Raw genomic sequence first — 15,220 nt, 5'->3', positions numbered from 1 at the left:
TAGTCTCTGCCGCACTCCCCCCGCGGGATGTCGACCGCCCGGCGGCGGAGTCCCGGCCCTTGCCGCCGTCGGGCTTCGGACGCCTCTGGCAGGCTGATGCCATGACATCAATCCTGGTGACGGGCGGCACGGGAACGCTGGGCAGCCTGCTGACGGACCGGCTGCGAAACAACGGGCACGAGGTCCGGGTGCTCAGCCGCCACGCACAGCCGTACGCCGTCGATCTGCGCAAAGGCATGGGCCTGGACCGGCTGGACGCGGCGGTGGAGGGCGTCGACGTGATCGTCCACTGCGCCACGTCCCCGCGCGGCGGCGACGACACGGCGGCCGGTCATCTGCTCTCGGCGGCCCAGCGGGCCCAGGTCCCCCATCTGGTCTATATCTCGATCGTCGGCGTGGACCGGGTTCCACTCGGCTACTACGGCGCCAAGCGCAGGGTCGAGCAGCTGATCGAGCGGGCCGGAGACTCGGGCGGCCCCGGCTGGACGGTACTGCGGACGACCCAGTTCCACGATCTGGTGCTGCGGCTGGTGTCGGGCGCGGCCAGGCTGCCGGTGCTGCCGCTGCCGTCCGGGGTCAGCGTTCAGCCCATCGACACGGGCGAAGTGGCGGACCGGCTGGCGGAGTTGGCGGTCGGCGCGCCGGCGTGCCGGGTCGAGGACATGGGCGGTCCGGAGGTCCGCACGCTGGACGATCTGGCAGGCGCGTATCTGCGGGCCGCGGGCCGTCGCCGCCGGATCCTGCCGGTACGGATGGCCGGCAAGGCGTACGCGGGCTTCCGGGCGGGCGGGCATCTGACGCCCGAACGGGCGGTCGGCAAGGTCACGTTCGAGCGGTTCCTGGAGCACCGGCCGAAGTGAGCCGGGGCTCCGCGGGTCGGGCATTCGGTGCGAAGAGCTCCTCCTGGGCCGCCTCGCGCGCCGTGAGCAACGCACCGTGAAGCACCGCCGAGCCGCCCAGCTCGCCCGCCCGGACCTGGGTGCGCAGCGGAGTGAGGGCGGCGAGGCGGGACTCGACCCGCGCGGCCAGATCCGTGCCGCCCGCGTGACCGACCTCGCCGCCGAGGACCACGCAGCCCGGGTCGAGTACCGAGGCGACCGCGGCCGCGCCGAGCGAGAGGCGGTGGGCGAGGGCGTCGAGGAAGTCGTCGTGGCCGGCCGCGACGGCCGTGCGCACCAGCGCCGCGGCGGCCGGACCCTGTCCGCCGCGGTCCACACGGATTCCGTGCTCCTCGGCCAGCGCACAGACCGCCGCCGACCCGGCCAGTGAGTGGAAGCCGCCGCCGCAGTCGACCGCGGACGGCAGGCCGCCCGTGCCGGGCACCGGCAGGAAGCCGATCTCGCCGGCGCCGCCCGACGCGCCGCGCCGCAGCCTGCCGTCGAGGAAGAGCGCCGCGCCGACACCGTGGCCGAGCCACAGGAAGACGAAGGTGTCGCGGTCACGGGCCGCTCCGGCGCGCTGTTCCGCGACGGCCGCCAGATTGGTCTCGTTCTCCACGACGACCCGCGCGGGCAGCCGCTGCTGAAGCTCGGCGACGAGCCGGCGGTGCCAGGCGGGCAGGCCGCTGGAGTCGCGGAGTTCGCCGCTGACGGGGTCGATCAGACCGGGCGCTCCGATGCCGACGCTGTGCAGCCGGGCCGCGCCCGCCTCCCGCGCGGTCCGCTCCAGCAGCGCGACCGCCTGTTCGACGGCGGGTTCGGTGCCGGTGTCGCTGCTGATCGGCAGCGAGGCCTCGGCCAGCGTGACGCCGAGCAGATCGGCGACGACAACGGACACACCGTGGGTGCGTACGTCGAGGGCCGCGAGGTGCGCACGGTCGGCGACGATCCCGTAGACCCGGGCGTTGGGGCCACGGCGTTCCGCTCCGGTCTCACCGACGACCTGGATCAGGCCGGAGCCCTGGAGCCGTTCCACCAGATCGGCGACGGTGGGACGGGAGAGTCCGGTCATGGTCTTCAGCTGCCCGGCCGTCAACGGGCCTTCGCGCTGGAGCAGTTGGAGTGCGAGCCGGTCGTTGATGACCCGGGCGGTGCTCGGAGATGCGGGCATGCCGGAATCCTTCCAGATCACCCTTGGCCTACTATTTATCAGGGAGGGTTCCTGATAGTTTACGCGAGGTACACGGCAGGAGACCCGGGAGGGTAGGGCATGGCGGTCGAAGTGGCCTTCGGGCAGCGGGAGTTGAAGCGCGCGCGGTACGCAGTCGCCGCGGTCTTCTGTGTGCACGGCGCGGTCACCGGCAGCTTCGCCACCCGGATCCCGTGGATCGCGGACCATGCCGCGGTCAGCGCCGGACAGCTCGGGCTCGCACTCGCCTTCCCGGCGCTCGGTGCGTCCGTGGCGATGCCGCTGGCGGGCGCGGTCAGCCATCGCTTCGGCGCACGGAACGCCCTGCGCGGCCTGCTCGCCCTGTGGACGCTCGCGCTGATCCTGCCGGCGCTCGCACCGAATCTGCTGACGCTGTGTGCGGCACTGTTCGTGTTCGGCGCATCGGCGGGCATGTCGGACGTCGCGATGAACGCGCTGGGCGTGGAGATCGAGAACCGTCTCGACCACTCGATCATGTCCTCACTGCACGGCATGTGGAGCGCCGGCGCGCTGATCGGATCGGCCGGCGGCACGCTCGCAGCGCACCTCGGCAGCGACGCACGGCTGCATCACGCGCTGGCGGCCGTGACGCTCACGGTTCTGGGGCTGGTGGCCTGTCAGGGCGTACTGGATCTGCGCAGCGCGGACGACGAGGAGCCGCCGCCACGGTTCGCGCTGCCGCCGAAGTCGGCGCTGGCCATCGGCGCGATCGGGTTCTGCGCGGTGTTCGCGGAGGGCGCGAGCCTGGACTGGTCGGCGGTGTATCTGCGGGACGTGATGGACACCTCGGCCGGTCTCGCGGCCGCGTCCACCACGGCGTTCGCGCTGACGATGGCGGTGGCGCGGCTGGCCGGCGACCGGATCGTGGACCGCTTCGGCCCGGTGCGCACGGTGCGGGCGGGCGGTGTGCTGGCGACCGCGGGCGGTCTGCTGGTGGTCCTGGCGCCGCATCCGGCGCTCGCGATGACCGGCTTCGGATGTATCGGGCTCGGCGTCGCGGTTGTCGTGCCGCTGGCCTTCGCGGCGGCCGGACGCAGTGGGCCGCGGCCCAGCCAGGCGATCGCGGGCGTCGCGACGATCACCTACACCTCGGGCCTGATCGCCCCGTCGGCGATCGGCGCGGTCGCCGACGCCTCGAGCCTGGTGGTCTCCTTCGGCCTGGTGACGGCGCTGGCGTTCGGCCTGGTCGTGGGCGCGGGTGTGCTGCGCTCGGCGGGCCGTGAGAGCGCAAAGTCCGCGCCGGCGGAGACGGTGTCGGCCCCGCGGCCCTGAACCTTCACAGGTCCAGGACCGCGTGCCGCGGTGCACGAGCGGCCCGGCAGCCACCGGGCCGCGGGTCTCAGCCCGCGATCGAGTCGAGCTGTTCGGCCGCCGGCCGCAGTGCCCAGAGGTCGCCGCCCGGCGGGGCCTGGAGCTTCGGGACCGCCGCCTTGGCCTTGCGGTCACCCGCGTCGGCCGCCGCGTGGACGACATCGGTCGCCGCGTACCGGTAGAACTCCAGCTCGGGATGCGGCCACTGGGCCGCTCCCGTCGCGGCCGGCAGCAGATAGTCGACCGCCTTGAACAGGCTCTGCCCCTGCGGGCCCTGATAGGACCACAGGTCCACGCCGACGTTCTTGCCGATCGCCGCGAGCCGGGTGTACGCGACGAGATCGAACGTGGAGTAGTGCCAGCTGCGGGTTCTGGCGAGTTCCTGAGGCTGGCTCCCGTCGGCGGCTATCTGCGGGTCGATCCGCTTGGCGCGGGCGTCCAGCACGACCTTGCGGGCCAGCGCCTTGTCTCCGGTCGCGACGGCGAGCGCGGCGACCTGCATGTCGTGGAACGTACCGTGATTGTTCTTCGCCGCGGCCTCCTCCTTGCCGAACTTGCTGTTCACCAGCCAGTCCAGGAAGGAGACGTTCCAGGCCCGCATGCCCGTCCTGTCGGCCTTGCTCCAGCCGGGCGCGCCGGTGTCGAGGATCGCGATGGCGTCCAGCACGCTGGTGTACATCTGCGAGAAGTCGATGATGCCGATGGCCCTGCCGTCGTACTTGCACGGGATGAACTGACCGTGGTTCAGGTTGGGATTCATCCGCGTCGCCGGATCCACGAACCAGGTGCGGAGCACCTTCGCCGCGTGCTCGGCGTACTGCTTCTTGCCGGTGTAGTACCAGGCGAGGCTCAGCGTGGTGGCCGAGTTGACCACCTTGCCGATGTCGGGACGGTCGGTGCCCGTGTCGACCTCGGGATTGCGCTCGCCGTCGCGCTGGATGTACGGACAACCCCAGGGATTCTCCGGGGTCTTGGGCTGCGAGGGCCACCAGTACGGCGCCTGGCTCAGATAGTCGTGGACGTCGCCGCTCGGCGCGGGCTTGGGCTTGTCGACAACGGTCCAGGGGCCCTGCCCGAGCCAGCCGTCCGCGCGTACGACCAGATCCGCGGCCGCCCTGCGCAGTGCGGGATCTCCGTCGGCGAGCCGCTGCTTGGCCTGCTGGAGCCGTTTTCCGTCGATCACCGCGGTCTTCGGCGGCTGGCGGGTCCCGGACGTGGCGGCCTGGGACGACGCGATCGGCACCAGGACGGCGACGCAGGCGGCGACCGCGGTGAGCACAACGCCCAGACGCCGTCGGGGTCTTCCGGTCATCGAACGCTCCCATCAGATATATGAACGAGATTCATGAACGGGACCGTGTGAGCGTAGGGCCGCCAGGTACGAGTGACAATGCCGCGCGCAGGATTCACGGATGGGACTCCGGACCGCCCGCACCGCCGACCGCCCGCGCCCGCAGGCGCGCCGCACCGTCCTCCGTTCCGGCGAACACCCGGCCGGTCACCGCGTCATGAGCGCACCGGCTGGGACCCTGCAGGGATGGCGCAGACGGAACAGAGCCCGGTCGACACCGTGGTGGAGCGGATGCACTCCTTCCGCGCCGACTGGCCGGCCACGGACGGAGTGGCCGTCTTCAACCGCGTCTACCTCGCCGTGACGGAGGAGATCGACCGGCGCATCGACGGCGGCGAGTTCCCGGACCGGCGCGCCGCAGTCACCCTGGACGTCCTTTTCGCCCGGCGCTATCTGACGGCGGTGGACGCGGCGGCAGCGGGCCACCGCCCGCCGGCCTGCTGGCGGCCGCTGTTCCAGTACCGCCGCCATCCGGGCGTCCGTCCCGTGCAGTTCGCGCTCGCCGGAATCAACGCGCACATCGGGCACGACCTGGCGCTCGCCGTGGTGGACAGCTGCCGGACACTGGGGTGCGAACCGGCCGATCTCGAGGGCGAGTTCGACCGCGTGGGGGACATCCTCACACTGCTGGAGGAGCGCATCCGCGAGGATCTGATGCCGGGCCCCGACCTGCTGGCGATCGCCGATCCGCTCACCCATCTGCTGGGTTCCTGGAGCCTGGACCGGGCCCGCGACGGCGCGTGGTCGGCGGCGCGGCTGCTGTGGGGCGTACGAGAACTTCCGGGCCTGGCCGAGGAGTTCACCGAGCGGCTGGACACGGGTGTCGGGCTCGTCGGGCGCTGTCTGCTCACGCCCTGGCCCTGATGCTTTGAAACCGTCCGGTGCCGGCCGGATCGCGGCCGGCACCGGACGGAAGCTCAGTGCCGGGCTCAGTCCTCCGGCAGTTCGACCGGCGCGATCTCGTCGTAGAGGTCGCCCGGGCCGGGGTTGGTCTCGTCGGTCGTGCCGCCGAGCTGGTGCATCACGCCCCACACCGCGTTCAGCGCGGTCTGCACCGCGCCTTCGGCCCAGCCCGCCGTCCAGGAGATGTCGTCGCCCGCGAGGAAGATGCCGCGCTTGTCCTCGGGCAGCCCGTCCTGCATGAAGTGGGTGAACAGCCGCCGCTGGTAGCGGTAGTGGCCGGGCAGGTTCGCCTTGAACGCGCCCATGAAGTACGGCTCGTTCTCCCAGGACACCGTCACCGGGTTGCCGATGATGTGCTTGCGGATGTCGACGTTCGGATAGATCTCGCCGAGCGACTTGAGCATGACCTCCATGCGCTCGTTCGCCGACAGCGGCAGCCACTTCAGGCTGTCGTCGCACCAGGTGTACGAGAGGCAGATGACCGCAGGCTTGTCCGGGCCGTTGTCCAGCAGGTACGTGCCGCGGGTCATCCGGTCGGTGAGCGTCATCGACATCGCGTCGCGCCCGGTGACCTCGTCCTTGTCCAGCCAGAACGGCCGGTCCACCGGGACGAAGAGCTTGGACGACTCCATGTAGTGGGTGCGCTCCATCGCCGTCCAGTGGTCGATCGGGAAGAGCGAGTCGTCGCAGGCGATCTTGGACAGCAGCAGCCAGGACTGCGCGGTGAAAATCGCCGCCCGGTACGTACGGATGTCGCCCGACGAGTCGGTGACGGTGATCCGGTTGCCGGCCGTGCGGTGCAGCCGGGTCACGGCCGGGCGCGGGTCGCCCTCATGGAGGGAGCTCAGCGACGTGCCCTGCGCCCAGTGCACGATCTTCTCCGGCTCGCGCTCCCACAGCCGCAGCGGCAGCTGCTGGCTGCCTTCGACGATGCCGCGGTGGTGGTCGTCGGCCTCGGAGTAGACGACGCGCAGGATCTCCAGGATGGAGTTGGGAAAGTCGGTGTCCCAGCCGCCGGTGCCGAAGCCGACCTGGCCGAATATCTCGCGGTGCCGGAAGGACTTGAACGCCTCCGACTCGCACAGGAAGCCGTAGAAGGTCTGGTTGTCGAGCTTCTCGACCAGCTTCGCCCAGATCTCGCGGATGCGCGGCACATCGCGCTCGCGCATGGCGCGGTTCATGTCGGAGAAGTCCGCGCCCTCCTCCAGGCAGGCGTTCCAGGCTTCCATCACATCGCGGTAGACCTGCGGAAGGTCGGCGATGGTCTCGGCGTAGTGCGACTCGCCCTTGAGGTCGACGACGGTCGACGGGGTGCAGGGCGCGAGCGGGTTGGGAAACGGCGTGGTGGTCAGGCCCACCAGGTCGATGTAGTGCTGGAGCGCGGTGGAGGACGGCGGGAAGCGCATCGCGCCCATCTCGGCGGACAGTTCGTCCGTGTCGGTGCCCTCGAAGCCGACGGTGCGCAGCCGGCCGCCGATCCGGTCCGCCTCGTAGACGACCGGCTTCAGGCCCATCTTCATCAGCTCGTACGCGGCGACGACGCCGGAGAGCCCACCGCCGATGACGGCGATCTCCGTGCCGTGCTCGGTCGCGGGTATCTGGCCGAGGCCGGCCGGGTGCGCGAGGAAATCGTCGTACGCATACGGAAAGTCCGGACCGAACATGGTGATCGGCGGCTGCTCGTCGGTGTGCTGGACAGCAGTGGTGGGCACCGTGGACGTCATGGGGTACGGACTCCTTGCGGGGAAAGCGTGTGCGGCGAGCGGGGAGACGGTCAGATCAGTCAGGCGTAGAGGCCGGGGCGGCGGTCGCGCAGATATGGATTGGCCTCGCGCGAGGCGCTGAGCAGCACCGGATCCACCTCGCCGACGACCAGTTCTTCGCCGCGGCCCGCGCGGACCCGGGTCGTACCGTCGGGCGCCGCGAGTGAGGAGAGTCCGACGAACTCGAACTCGCCTTCCGGACCTGTCCTGTTGACGTACGCGATGTACATCTGGCTCTCGAAGGCCCGCACCGGGACGACGGACTCGGCCACGAACTGGAACGGGTGCATCTGCGCCGTCGGCACCAGCAGCAGATCGGTGCCGGCCAGGGCGTGCGCCCGGACGTTCTCCGGAAACTCCACGTCGTAGCAGATCAGCATGCCGATCCGGACGCCGTCGAGCTCCGCCTGGACGACGGGCTGCTCGCCCGGCGTGAACCACTGCTGCTCGAAGCAGCCGAAGAGATGGGTCTTGCGGTAGTTCGCGAGCCGGTCGCCGCCGGGTCCGATCAGCTGCGCCGAGTTGAAGATCAGCTCGCCGTCCCGCTCGGGATAGCCGTAGCCGACCGCGATGCCGTGGCGTGCGGCGATCTCCGCGACGGCCGTCGCTCCCGGGCCGTCCGCGGGCTCGGCCAGCCGCGGCACGTCGTCGCCGATCGCGTATCCGGTCAGGAACATCTCCGGGCAGACCAGCAGCACGGCGCCGGAGGCCGCGGCACGGTGTGCGGCATCGTCGAGCACCTTCAGGTTCTCGGCGACCGAGCCCGGTCGGCCGGAACTCTGGAGCAGGGCGGTGCGCAGCGGGGGCATGGCTGACCTCGGGCGGTGTGCAGGGGTGAGGAAGACGTTTAGAACGGTACGTTCCGGGCTCGGCCCCGGACAAGGCGCGACCGTTGCGCGTCGACGGCCGATCCGTTGCGCAATCCACGGCAGGTGTGGTGATTCGTTGCGTGGTTGTGTCGTGCCAGGTCAGCAGGGTGGGTGTCAGTCCATGGTCATACGGCGCTACGGCTGTGGTCTCAGGCTCTGCGCCCGCTCCCCCGCCGTCCGGCGGAGGGACCGTCCAGTCCCTGGCGCGATGTGCCGCGCGCGCCCCGGCGGAACAGTGATGCGTGTCCGGCTCACCTGCCGAAAGGTCCGACATGCTGTCTCGCTTCCAGCCTCACATCCACCGCCGTACGAAGATCGCCGCCATCGGCGCGGCACTGCTGATCACCGCCGGAGCCGCGGGGTCCGCCGTGGCGTCCGGCGACCTTGAGGCCGCCGACGGCAAGCAGCGAGAGGCGGCGGCGCTCACCGGTTCCGCGAAGCTGTACCGGTCGCTCGGCGACGACATCACCTTCACCTTCGACGCGCATCTGGCCGCGAAGGACACCGCCGACCCGCTCAAGGCCACCGGCACGTTCCGCTTCAGCCACTATCTGAACGGCGAGGGCGCCTGGGCCGAGGCCACGGTCGACTGTCTGGTGACCGGCGGCAAGGTCGCCGTGGTGAGCGGCGTCATCACCGACTCCGACCTGGAGGGCGCGAAGGGCAAGCGGGTCGGCATCACGGTCCACGACCTGGGCGGAAAGGACCGGCTCGGCTACAGCTGGGCCTCCACGGGCAGCCCGGTGGAGACTGCGGACCTGCCGAAGTGCGTGGGCTCGGCGCCGTTCGAGAAGGTCAAGGCGGGCACGGGCGACTACAAGGTGCTGCCGTGGAACCCGAAGTTCTGACGGGCCAGGGCCTGTCGTCCGATCCGGACGACAGGCGCTAGGGAGTGTCCGCTAAGTATCGCCGTCCGCCCGGAGGGCGTCGCATGCCAGGCGAGACTTTGCGGACACGACCTAGGCGGGCGAGCCCGAGGAGTAGCGTCGCAGCAGCGGCGAAAGCACCAGTACCGACTTGGTGCGCTCCACGAACGGCTCGCCCGCGATCCGTTCGAGCACCCGCTCGAAGTGGCGCATGTCGGCCGCGAAGACCTGGACGATCGCGTCCGCGTCACCGGTGACGGTGGAGGCGGACGCGATCTCCGGATAGCGCTTCAGTCCTCGCTCGATCGCCTCGGGCGAGGTGTTGCGGCTGCAGTAGATCTCGATGAAGCCCTCGGTCTCCCAGCCGAGCGCCGCCGGGTCCACCCGTACGGTGAAGCCGGTGATCGCGCCCACCTCGCGCAGCCGGTCCACCCGCCGCTTCACGGCAGGAGCCGACAGCCCCACCATCGAGCCGATGTCGGCATAGGAGCGGCGGGCGTCCTCCGCGAGGGCGTGGACGATGCGTTCGTCGAGATCGTTGAGTCGCACTACGAGTGGATCACTTCTCTGCGGTGGCCAGTCGGGAGCGGCGCATGCCGTAACCGAAGTAGAACACGAGCCCCACCGCCATCCAGACTCCGAACACCGCCCAGGTGACGGCCGACAGGCTGAACATCATCCAGACGCAGAACGCGAAGCCGGCCGCCGGGAACAGCGGCGACAGCGGCACCCGGAACGTCCGCCGCATCTCCGGACGGGTCCGGCGCAGCACCACGACCGCCACGTTGACCAGCGCGAAGGCGAAGAGCGTGCCGATGCTGGTGGCGTCGGCGAGCTGGCCGAGCGGGATCGCGGCCGCCAGCACTCCGCAGAAGACCGAGACGATCACGGTGTTGGCGCGCGGCACACCGGACTTGGCGTCGACCTTGGAGAAGACCTTGGGCACCAGGCCGTCGCGGGACATCGCGAAGAGGATGCGCGTCTGCCCGTACAGCACCGTCAGTACGACGCTGGCGATGGCGATCACCGCGCCGGCGGCCAGCAGTACGGCCCAGAAGGTCTGGCCCGTCACGTCCTTCATGATCCCGGCGAGCGCGGCCTCGGACTCGCCGAAGGCCCCCCACGGGCGTGCGCCCACGGCGACGGCCGCGACCAGGACGTACAGCACGGTGACGATCAGCAGCGAGAGCATGATCGCGCGAGGCAGGTCGCGCTGCGGGTCCTTCGCCTCCTCGCCGGCGGTGGACGCGGCGTCGAAGCCGATGTACGAGAAGAACAGCGAGGCTCCGGCGGCGCTGACGCCGGCCATGCCGAGCGGCATGAAGTTCGCGTAGTTGCCGGTCCGCAGGCCCTGCACACCGATGGCGCAGAAGAGCACCAGCGCCGCGATCTTCACGACGACCATGACGGTGTTGGCGCGGGCGCTCTCGCGTGCCCCGCCCAGCAGGAAGACCATCGCGAGCAGCACGACGAGCAGCGCGGGCAGATTGAATATCCCGCCGTCGCCGGGCGGCGCGGAGAGCGCGGCCGGGATGGTGACGCCGATGGTGCCGTCGAGCAGTTCGTTGAGGTACTCGCCCCAGCCTACCGCGACCGCCGCGACGGAGACTCCGTACTCGAGGATCAGACACCAGCCGCAGATCCAGGCGACCAGCTCGCCCATCGTGGCGTAGGCGTACGAGTAGGAGGATCCGGCGACCGGGATGGTGCCTGCCAGTTCGGCGTAGGACAGCGCGGAGAACAGTGCGGTCAGTCCGGCGATGACAAAGGCGAGCGTGACGGCCGGTCCCGCCTTCGGGACGGCCTCGCCGAGGACGACGAAGATGCCGGTGCCCAGCGTGGCGCCGATGCTGATCATGGTCAGCTGCCACATGGAGAGCGAGCGGCGGAGCGTGCCGCCTTCGCCCTGGCCGCCCTCGGCGACCAGCCGCTCGACGGGCTTGCGCCGCATCAGCCGGGCGCCGGCGCCGGATTTCTTCGCGGGTGGCGGCTCGGTCGCGGGTGGGGCTTCGCCGTGGTCCAGCACTGCGGGCTCCTTCATGGCTGCGGGTCGGCGGCGGGTGACCGACGGCGGCCCGCGGGCATGACGGATGCGTCCGCGCATGGGGGAAGGGACCGCCGAGCAGACGGTCACCGCCACTCCAGGTACGGGGGTTGAGCCTATGAGCCGCAGCTCAGAACCCGAAATGCACTGTCGTTGCGCATTCGCGGACGATCATTGCGCGATGGCGGGGCTGGGTGGGGAAACATTGCGCCCGGCCCAATGCCCCGCCGAATGCCCGGCTGAATGCGTGCCTCACAGCTTCCGGAGCCTGGCCGCGATCTCGCGCAGCAGATCGGGGTCGTCGATGCCGGTGTGGGTGACCGGTTCGGAGACCTTGATCAACCCGGCGTCGGCCAGATCGGCGAGCAGCACCCGTACGACGGTCAGGGGCAGATCGGCGTCGGCCGCGATCTCGGCGACGGGCCGCGGCTCGCGGCGCACCAGCTCCAGCAGCGAGCTGCGGGCATGGTCGAGCCGCGGCTCGGGATCCATCAGATCCAGGGCCGTGACATGCGACATCAGATCGATGCCGTGCTCGTTGGCGGGCCGTGTACGGCCCCGGGTGACCGTGTAGGGCCGTACCAGGGGACCGCTTTCGTCCTCGTACCAGTGGTCGCTCACGGGTTTAGGTGTCGGTCGCCTCGGGGGCCGAGCGCGTGGGCACGGCCATGTGCCGTCCGACGCGCCTGACCAGCAGCGCCATTTCATGGGCCAGTTGTCCGACGTCCGTCTCGATGTCGGAGAGCACGGCGAGCCGACTGCCGTCGCCGGCCGGGGTGATGAAGAGGAACGCGTTGTCGAGCATCACCATCGTCTGCCGCACCTGGCCGGCCTCGAAGCGGTCGCCCGTCTCCTTGGCGAGGCTGTGGAATCCGGCGCAGACCGCGGAGAGATGCTCGATGTCCCGCCTGACCATGCCTCGGGACGCGCTGCTGACCAGGCCGTCCGCCGTGAGCAGCACCGCCTGGCGCACATGGTCGGTTCTGGCCACCAGATCGTCGAGCAGCCAGCCGAGGCCCGACTGGTCGCCGCTGCTGCTTTCCTCAGCCATCGTCGTGCGTCCCTTCGTCGGTCGTGCGGGGTTGCAGTGCGGTGCCGGGGGACTCGGGGCCGACGGTATCGCCCCTGCGGCCGCGGTCGAGGCCCTGTTGGAAGGCTCCGAAGATGGAGCGCATCTCCTCGGCCGACACATCTCGTTCGGGGCTCTCGGACGCGGACTTGGGCGCGTCACGCAGCGCGGGCGCGAGAGAGGCCTGGCGTACGCGGGTGGGCAGGGTCTGCGGCGGCCCGGCGCGCTCGGGCTCCGGGTCCGGGGCGCTCTCCCCGGGCGCGGTGTCCGCCGGCGGTGCGGGGTCCTGCGGCGCACGGTCGTGCACCAGCGTCTCCGCTGTGCGCGGCGGAGGTACGAACCGGGCAGCCTGCGGCTTGTCTTCGGGCTCGGTGGGCTTCGCGGGCTCGGCAGGCTCGGTGGGCTCGGTGGGCTCCGCGGGCTTCGGCGCCTGCTCGACGGTGGCGAGGATCGCGTTCGGCAGCAGCACCACGGCCGTGGTGCCGCCGTACGGAGACCTGGTGAGGGTGACCGAGATGCCGTGGCGCTCGGCGAGCCGGCCGACGACATACAGGCCCAGGCGCTCGTCCTGCGCCGGGTCGAAGTCACCGGGCCGCGCGAGGGTTTGATGCGCCTGCTGGATTTCGTCGGCGTCCATGCCGAGCCCGCGGTCGTCGATCTCCAGCGCGAACCCCTTGCCGACCCGGCCGGTCCGCAGGGTGACCTGCGTGTGCGGCGGCGAGAACAAAGCGGCGTTCTCGACGAGTTCGGCGACCAGGTGCACCACGTCGGCCACCGCGTCGGCGGTGACGCCCACCGGCGGCATCGGCGGCACCACGACACGCGTGTAGTCCTCGATCTCGCCGACCGCCGCGGAGACGATGTCGACGATCGGCACCGGCTTGCGCCATCTGCGTCCGGGCGTGGCTCCGGAGAGGATGATCAGGCCCTCCGCGTGCCGCCGCATCCGGGTGGTCAGATGGTCGATGCGGAACAGGTCCTGGAGCGTGTCCGGGTCACTGGTGCGGCGCTCCAGCGTGTCGACGAGCTTCGACTGGCGGTGCACCAGCGCCTGGTTGCGGCGGGCGATATTGAGCAGCACGGCGAAGACGCCGCGGCGCAGGGTGGCCTGTTTGACGGCCGCCTCAACGGCCGCGAGACGAGCCGTGTTCAGCGCCTGGCCGACCTGGTCGATCTCGTCGGGGCCCTGGTGCTCGCTGCCGAAGTCCAGCGGCGGTGCCGCCGCCGCGGCGTCGACCTCCTCGCCGGCGCTGAGCCGTTCCATCACATCGGGCAGCTGACGGGTGGCCAGGAGGTCGGCGGCGTCACGCAGCTCCTCGAGACGGCGCGAGATGCGCCGGCCGCTGGCCACCGAGAACCAGATGGACAGGCCGACCGCGATCAGTCCCGCGACTCCGACCACCGCGGCCTTGACCATCTCGCGATAGGCGAAGGCGCGGCCTCGGTCGGCCGCGTTGATCGCCGAGTCGGTGCAGAGCAGCATGTAGCGCTTGACCGCGCGGTCCGTGGTGTTCCGCCAGGTATCGGCGGCCATGGCCTCTCCGGCGCGGGAGGCACCGGCCCGCAGCAGGGCGTCCTCCTGCGCGGTCAGCGCCCGGTACTCCTCGCTCCGCTCGAAGGCCGTGAACAGCTGCCGGGAGTCGCCCGGCAGATCGGGCACATAGGTGCGGTGGAAGACCCGCCGGTCCTCGATGGTCGCGATGAGGGAGTCGTACTGGCTGTCGGTGAGGCTGCCCGCGGCCCGGGCGCCGGCGACGAGGGCGTCCTGGTGCGAGACGAACTCCCGTACCCGCACCAGCTCGACGACGACCTGCGCCTCGCGGGCGAGCTGGCCCGCCTGCAGCGCGGTGAGCGTGGACTGCACGTCGAAGGTGGGCTCGACCATCGTCGTGTACGCCTCGACGGCGCCGTCCCAGGTGATCGCCCGGGACATCACCTGCTCGCGCAGCGGCTCGAGTCCTTCGACGGCCTCGGCCATCGAGTCGAGTGACTGGCGCTGCCGGGCGGAGAGATCCGCGCGGCGATCGCGGTCACCGATCGCGTCGCGCATGGCGCGTACGGCCCGGTCGGTGGAGCGCTGCTGCTGCGACAGTTCGGCGACGGCGGCCGGGCTGTCCTGGCGGCCGGAGCCGAGGTACGCGGCGGAGATCCGGCGTTCGATCTGGATCTGGCCGACGGCGGTGTCGACCGGAGTGCCGAAGCTTTCGTACACGCCCTGGAGACGTATCAGCGCGCGCAGATCGCCGGTCACGGACACCATGGCGAAGGTCCACAGGGACATCAGAGCGATGACGGGTATGACCGTCAGGGTCACGATCCGTCCGCGGATCGTCGGGCGGCGCAGTCGCCGGCGCATTGGGTCCCCAGGCGATAGAAACAACTGATCAGCGGTGATTACCCCCGGGTAGGGGCGAGTCAAGTTACGCGACGTGACCCGACGGACGCAATGTTCCTCGGGGTAACGGAACCAGGGTGAGACGTGACACTCCCCTGACATGCCATCACGGGCTGATACTTGGGCGAAACGTGGGTATGCGACCGGTGATGAGCACAGAAACGCATGTGGTGATAGACCACTCACCGCACAGCGACAGCGCGCGGGCCCGCCGGGCCACCGCGGAGTTTCTGCTGCAGCACTGCCCGTGGGCCGACCCGGACGCGGTGCTCCTCGTCGTGTCCGAGCTGGTCGCCAACGCGGTCCGGCACACCACGGGCTGGTGGCGGCTGCATCTGACGGCGGGCCGGGACACGCTGGTGGTGGAGATGGACGACTCCAGCCCGCTGCCTCCGGTGCCGCGCGAGCCCGACTTCACGGGCAGCGGCGGGTTCGGCTGGCACATGGTGATGCGGCTCGCGGGTCGGGTCGAGATATGCCCTCAGCCGTACGGAAAACGGGTCCAGGCCACGTGGATGCGGCCGGGACCCGTCTGCTGACCCGTCACTGCTGACCGATCAC

The 15,220-nt window shown here is 70.7% G+C and carries 14 protein-coding genes; 5 read left to right on the top strand and 9 right to left on the bottom strand.

What is annotated here, in order from left to right; all coding sequences use genetic code 11:
- Positions 1-101: 101 nt before the first annotated feature.
- Entirely contained in the window at positions 102-860 is a 759-nt protein-coding gene (locus ACH4YL_RS17995; RefSeq protein WP_398508293.1) for an SDR family oxidoreductase, read from the top strand.
- Here ACH4YL_RS17995 and ACH4YL_RS17990 read toward each other — a convergent pair.
- Positions 823-2,049, bottom strand: a complete 1,227-nt coding sequence (locus ACH4YL_RS17990; RefSeq protein WP_398508291.1) for an ROK family transcriptional regulator — start codon at positions 2,047-2,049, stop codon at positions 823-825. The genes ACH4YL_RS17995 and ACH4YL_RS17990 overlap by 38 nt on opposite strands.
- A gap of 99 nt (positions 2,050-2,148) precedes the next feature.
- Here ACH4YL_RS17990 and ACH4YL_RS17985 point away from each other — a divergent pair, with 99 nt between their 5' ends.
- Positions 2,149-3,360, top strand: a complete 1,212-nt coding sequence (locus ACH4YL_RS17985; protein ID WP_398508290.1) for an MFS transporter — start codon at positions 2,149-2,151, stop codon at positions 3,358-3,360.
- Between the two features lie 67 nt (positions 3,361-3,427).
- Here the strand turns inward: ACH4YL_RS17985 and ACH4YL_RS17980 are convergent, their stop codons facing one another.
- Positions 3,428-4,711: an alginate lyase family protein gene (locus ACH4YL_RS17980; RefSeq protein ID WP_398508288.1), complete on the bottom strand. Its 1,284-nt coding sequence runs from the start codon at positions 4,709-4,711 to the stop codon at positions 3,428-3,430.
- A gap of 225 nt (positions 4,712-4,936) precedes the next feature.
- On the opposite strand from ACH4YL_RS17980, the gene ACH4YL_RS17975 reads away from it, so the two are divergent.
- A complete protein-coding gene (locus tag ACH4YL_RS17975) occupies positions 4,937-5,614 on the top strand; it encodes a DUF5995 family protein (RefSeq protein ID WP_398508287.1) in 678 nt (225 codons plus the stop codon).
- Positions 5,615-5,679: 65 nt separating this feature from the next.
- On the opposite strand, the gene ACH4YL_RS17970 is transcribed toward ACH4YL_RS17975, so the two are convergent.
- Positions 5,680-7,377 (bottom strand): flavin monoamine oxidase family protein, encoded by a 1,698-nt coding sequence (locus tag ACH4YL_RS17970; RefSeq protein WP_398508285.1) that lies wholly within the window; start codon positions 7,375-7,377, stop codon positions 5,680-5,682.
- A 59-nt stretch (positions 7,378-7,436) separates the two neighbouring features.
- On the bottom strand, positions 7,437-8,225 hold the full coding sequence (locus ACH4YL_RS17965; RefSeq protein ID WP_398508284.1) for a carbon-nitrogen hydrolase family protein: 789 nt from the start codon (positions 8,223-8,225) through the stop codon (positions 7,437-7,439).
- A gap of 332 nt (positions 8,226-8,557) precedes the next feature.
- Between ACH4YL_RS17965 and ACH4YL_RS17960 the strand changes: the two genes are divergently transcribed.
- Entirely contained in the window at positions 8,558-9,133 is a 576-nt protein-coding gene (locus ACH4YL_RS17960; RefSeq protein WP_398508283.1) for a Repetin, read from the top strand.
- Positions 9,134-9,244: 111 nt separating this feature from the next.
- On the opposite strand, the gene ACH4YL_RS17955 is transcribed toward ACH4YL_RS17960, so the two are convergent.
- From ACH4YL_RS17955 to ACH4YL_RS17935, 5 genes are all read right to left on the bottom strand, one after another.
- Positions 9,245-9,700, bottom strand: coding sequence for an Lrp/AsnC family transcriptional regulator (locus ACH4YL_RS17955; RefSeq protein WP_398508282.1), 456 nt, complete (start codon positions 9,698-9,700; stop codon positions 9,245-9,247).
- Positions 9,701-9,710: 10 nt separating this feature from the next.
- Positions 9,711-11,102, bottom strand: coding sequence for an amino acid permease (locus ACH4YL_RS17950; RefSeq protein ID WP_398508384.1), 1,392 nt, complete (start codon positions 11,100-11,102; stop codon positions 9,711-9,713).
- A gap of 345 nt (positions 11,103-11,447) precedes the next feature.
- The gene (locus ACH4YL_RS17945; RefSeq protein WP_398508281.1) at positions 11,448-11,816 is read right to left on the bottom strand and encodes a DUF742 domain-containing protein; all 369 of its coding nucleotides are present in this window, start codon (positions 11,814-11,816) and stop codon (positions 11,448-11,450) included.
- A 4-nt stretch (positions 11,817-11,820) separates the two neighbouring features.
- Positions 11,821-12,246 carry a roadblock/LC7 domain-containing protein gene (locus tag ACH4YL_RS17940; RefSeq protein WP_398508279.1) on the bottom strand — a complete coding sequence of 142 codons (426 nt, stop codon included), beginning with the start codon at positions 12,244-12,246 and terminating at the stop codon, positions 11,821-11,823.
- On the bottom strand, positions 12,239-14,578 hold the full coding sequence (locus tag ACH4YL_RS17935; protein WP_398508278.1) for a nitrate- and nitrite sensing domain-containing protein: 2,340 nt from the start codon (positions 14,576-14,578) through the stop codon (positions 12,239-12,241). The genes ACH4YL_RS17940 and ACH4YL_RS17935 overlap by 8 nt, the downstream gene beginning before the upstream one ends.
- Positions 14,579-14,808: 230 nt before the next feature.
- On the opposite strand from ACH4YL_RS17935, the gene ACH4YL_RS17930 reads away from it, so the two are divergent.
- Complete coding sequence (locus ACH4YL_RS17930; RefSeq protein ID WP_398508277.1) at positions 14,809-15,198, top strand: ATP-binding protein; 390 nt, start codon at positions 14,809-14,811, stop codon at positions 15,196-15,198.
- Positions 15,199-15,220 lie beyond the last annotated feature (22 nt).

It is taken from the genome of Streptomyces sp. NPDC020681 (assembly GCF_044334895.1).
Classification (GTDB): domain Bacteria; phylum Actinomycetota; class Actinomycetes; order Streptomycetales; family Streptomycetaceae; genus Streptomyces.
This window is presented reverse-complemented; position numbering and strand designations above follow the sequence as displayed.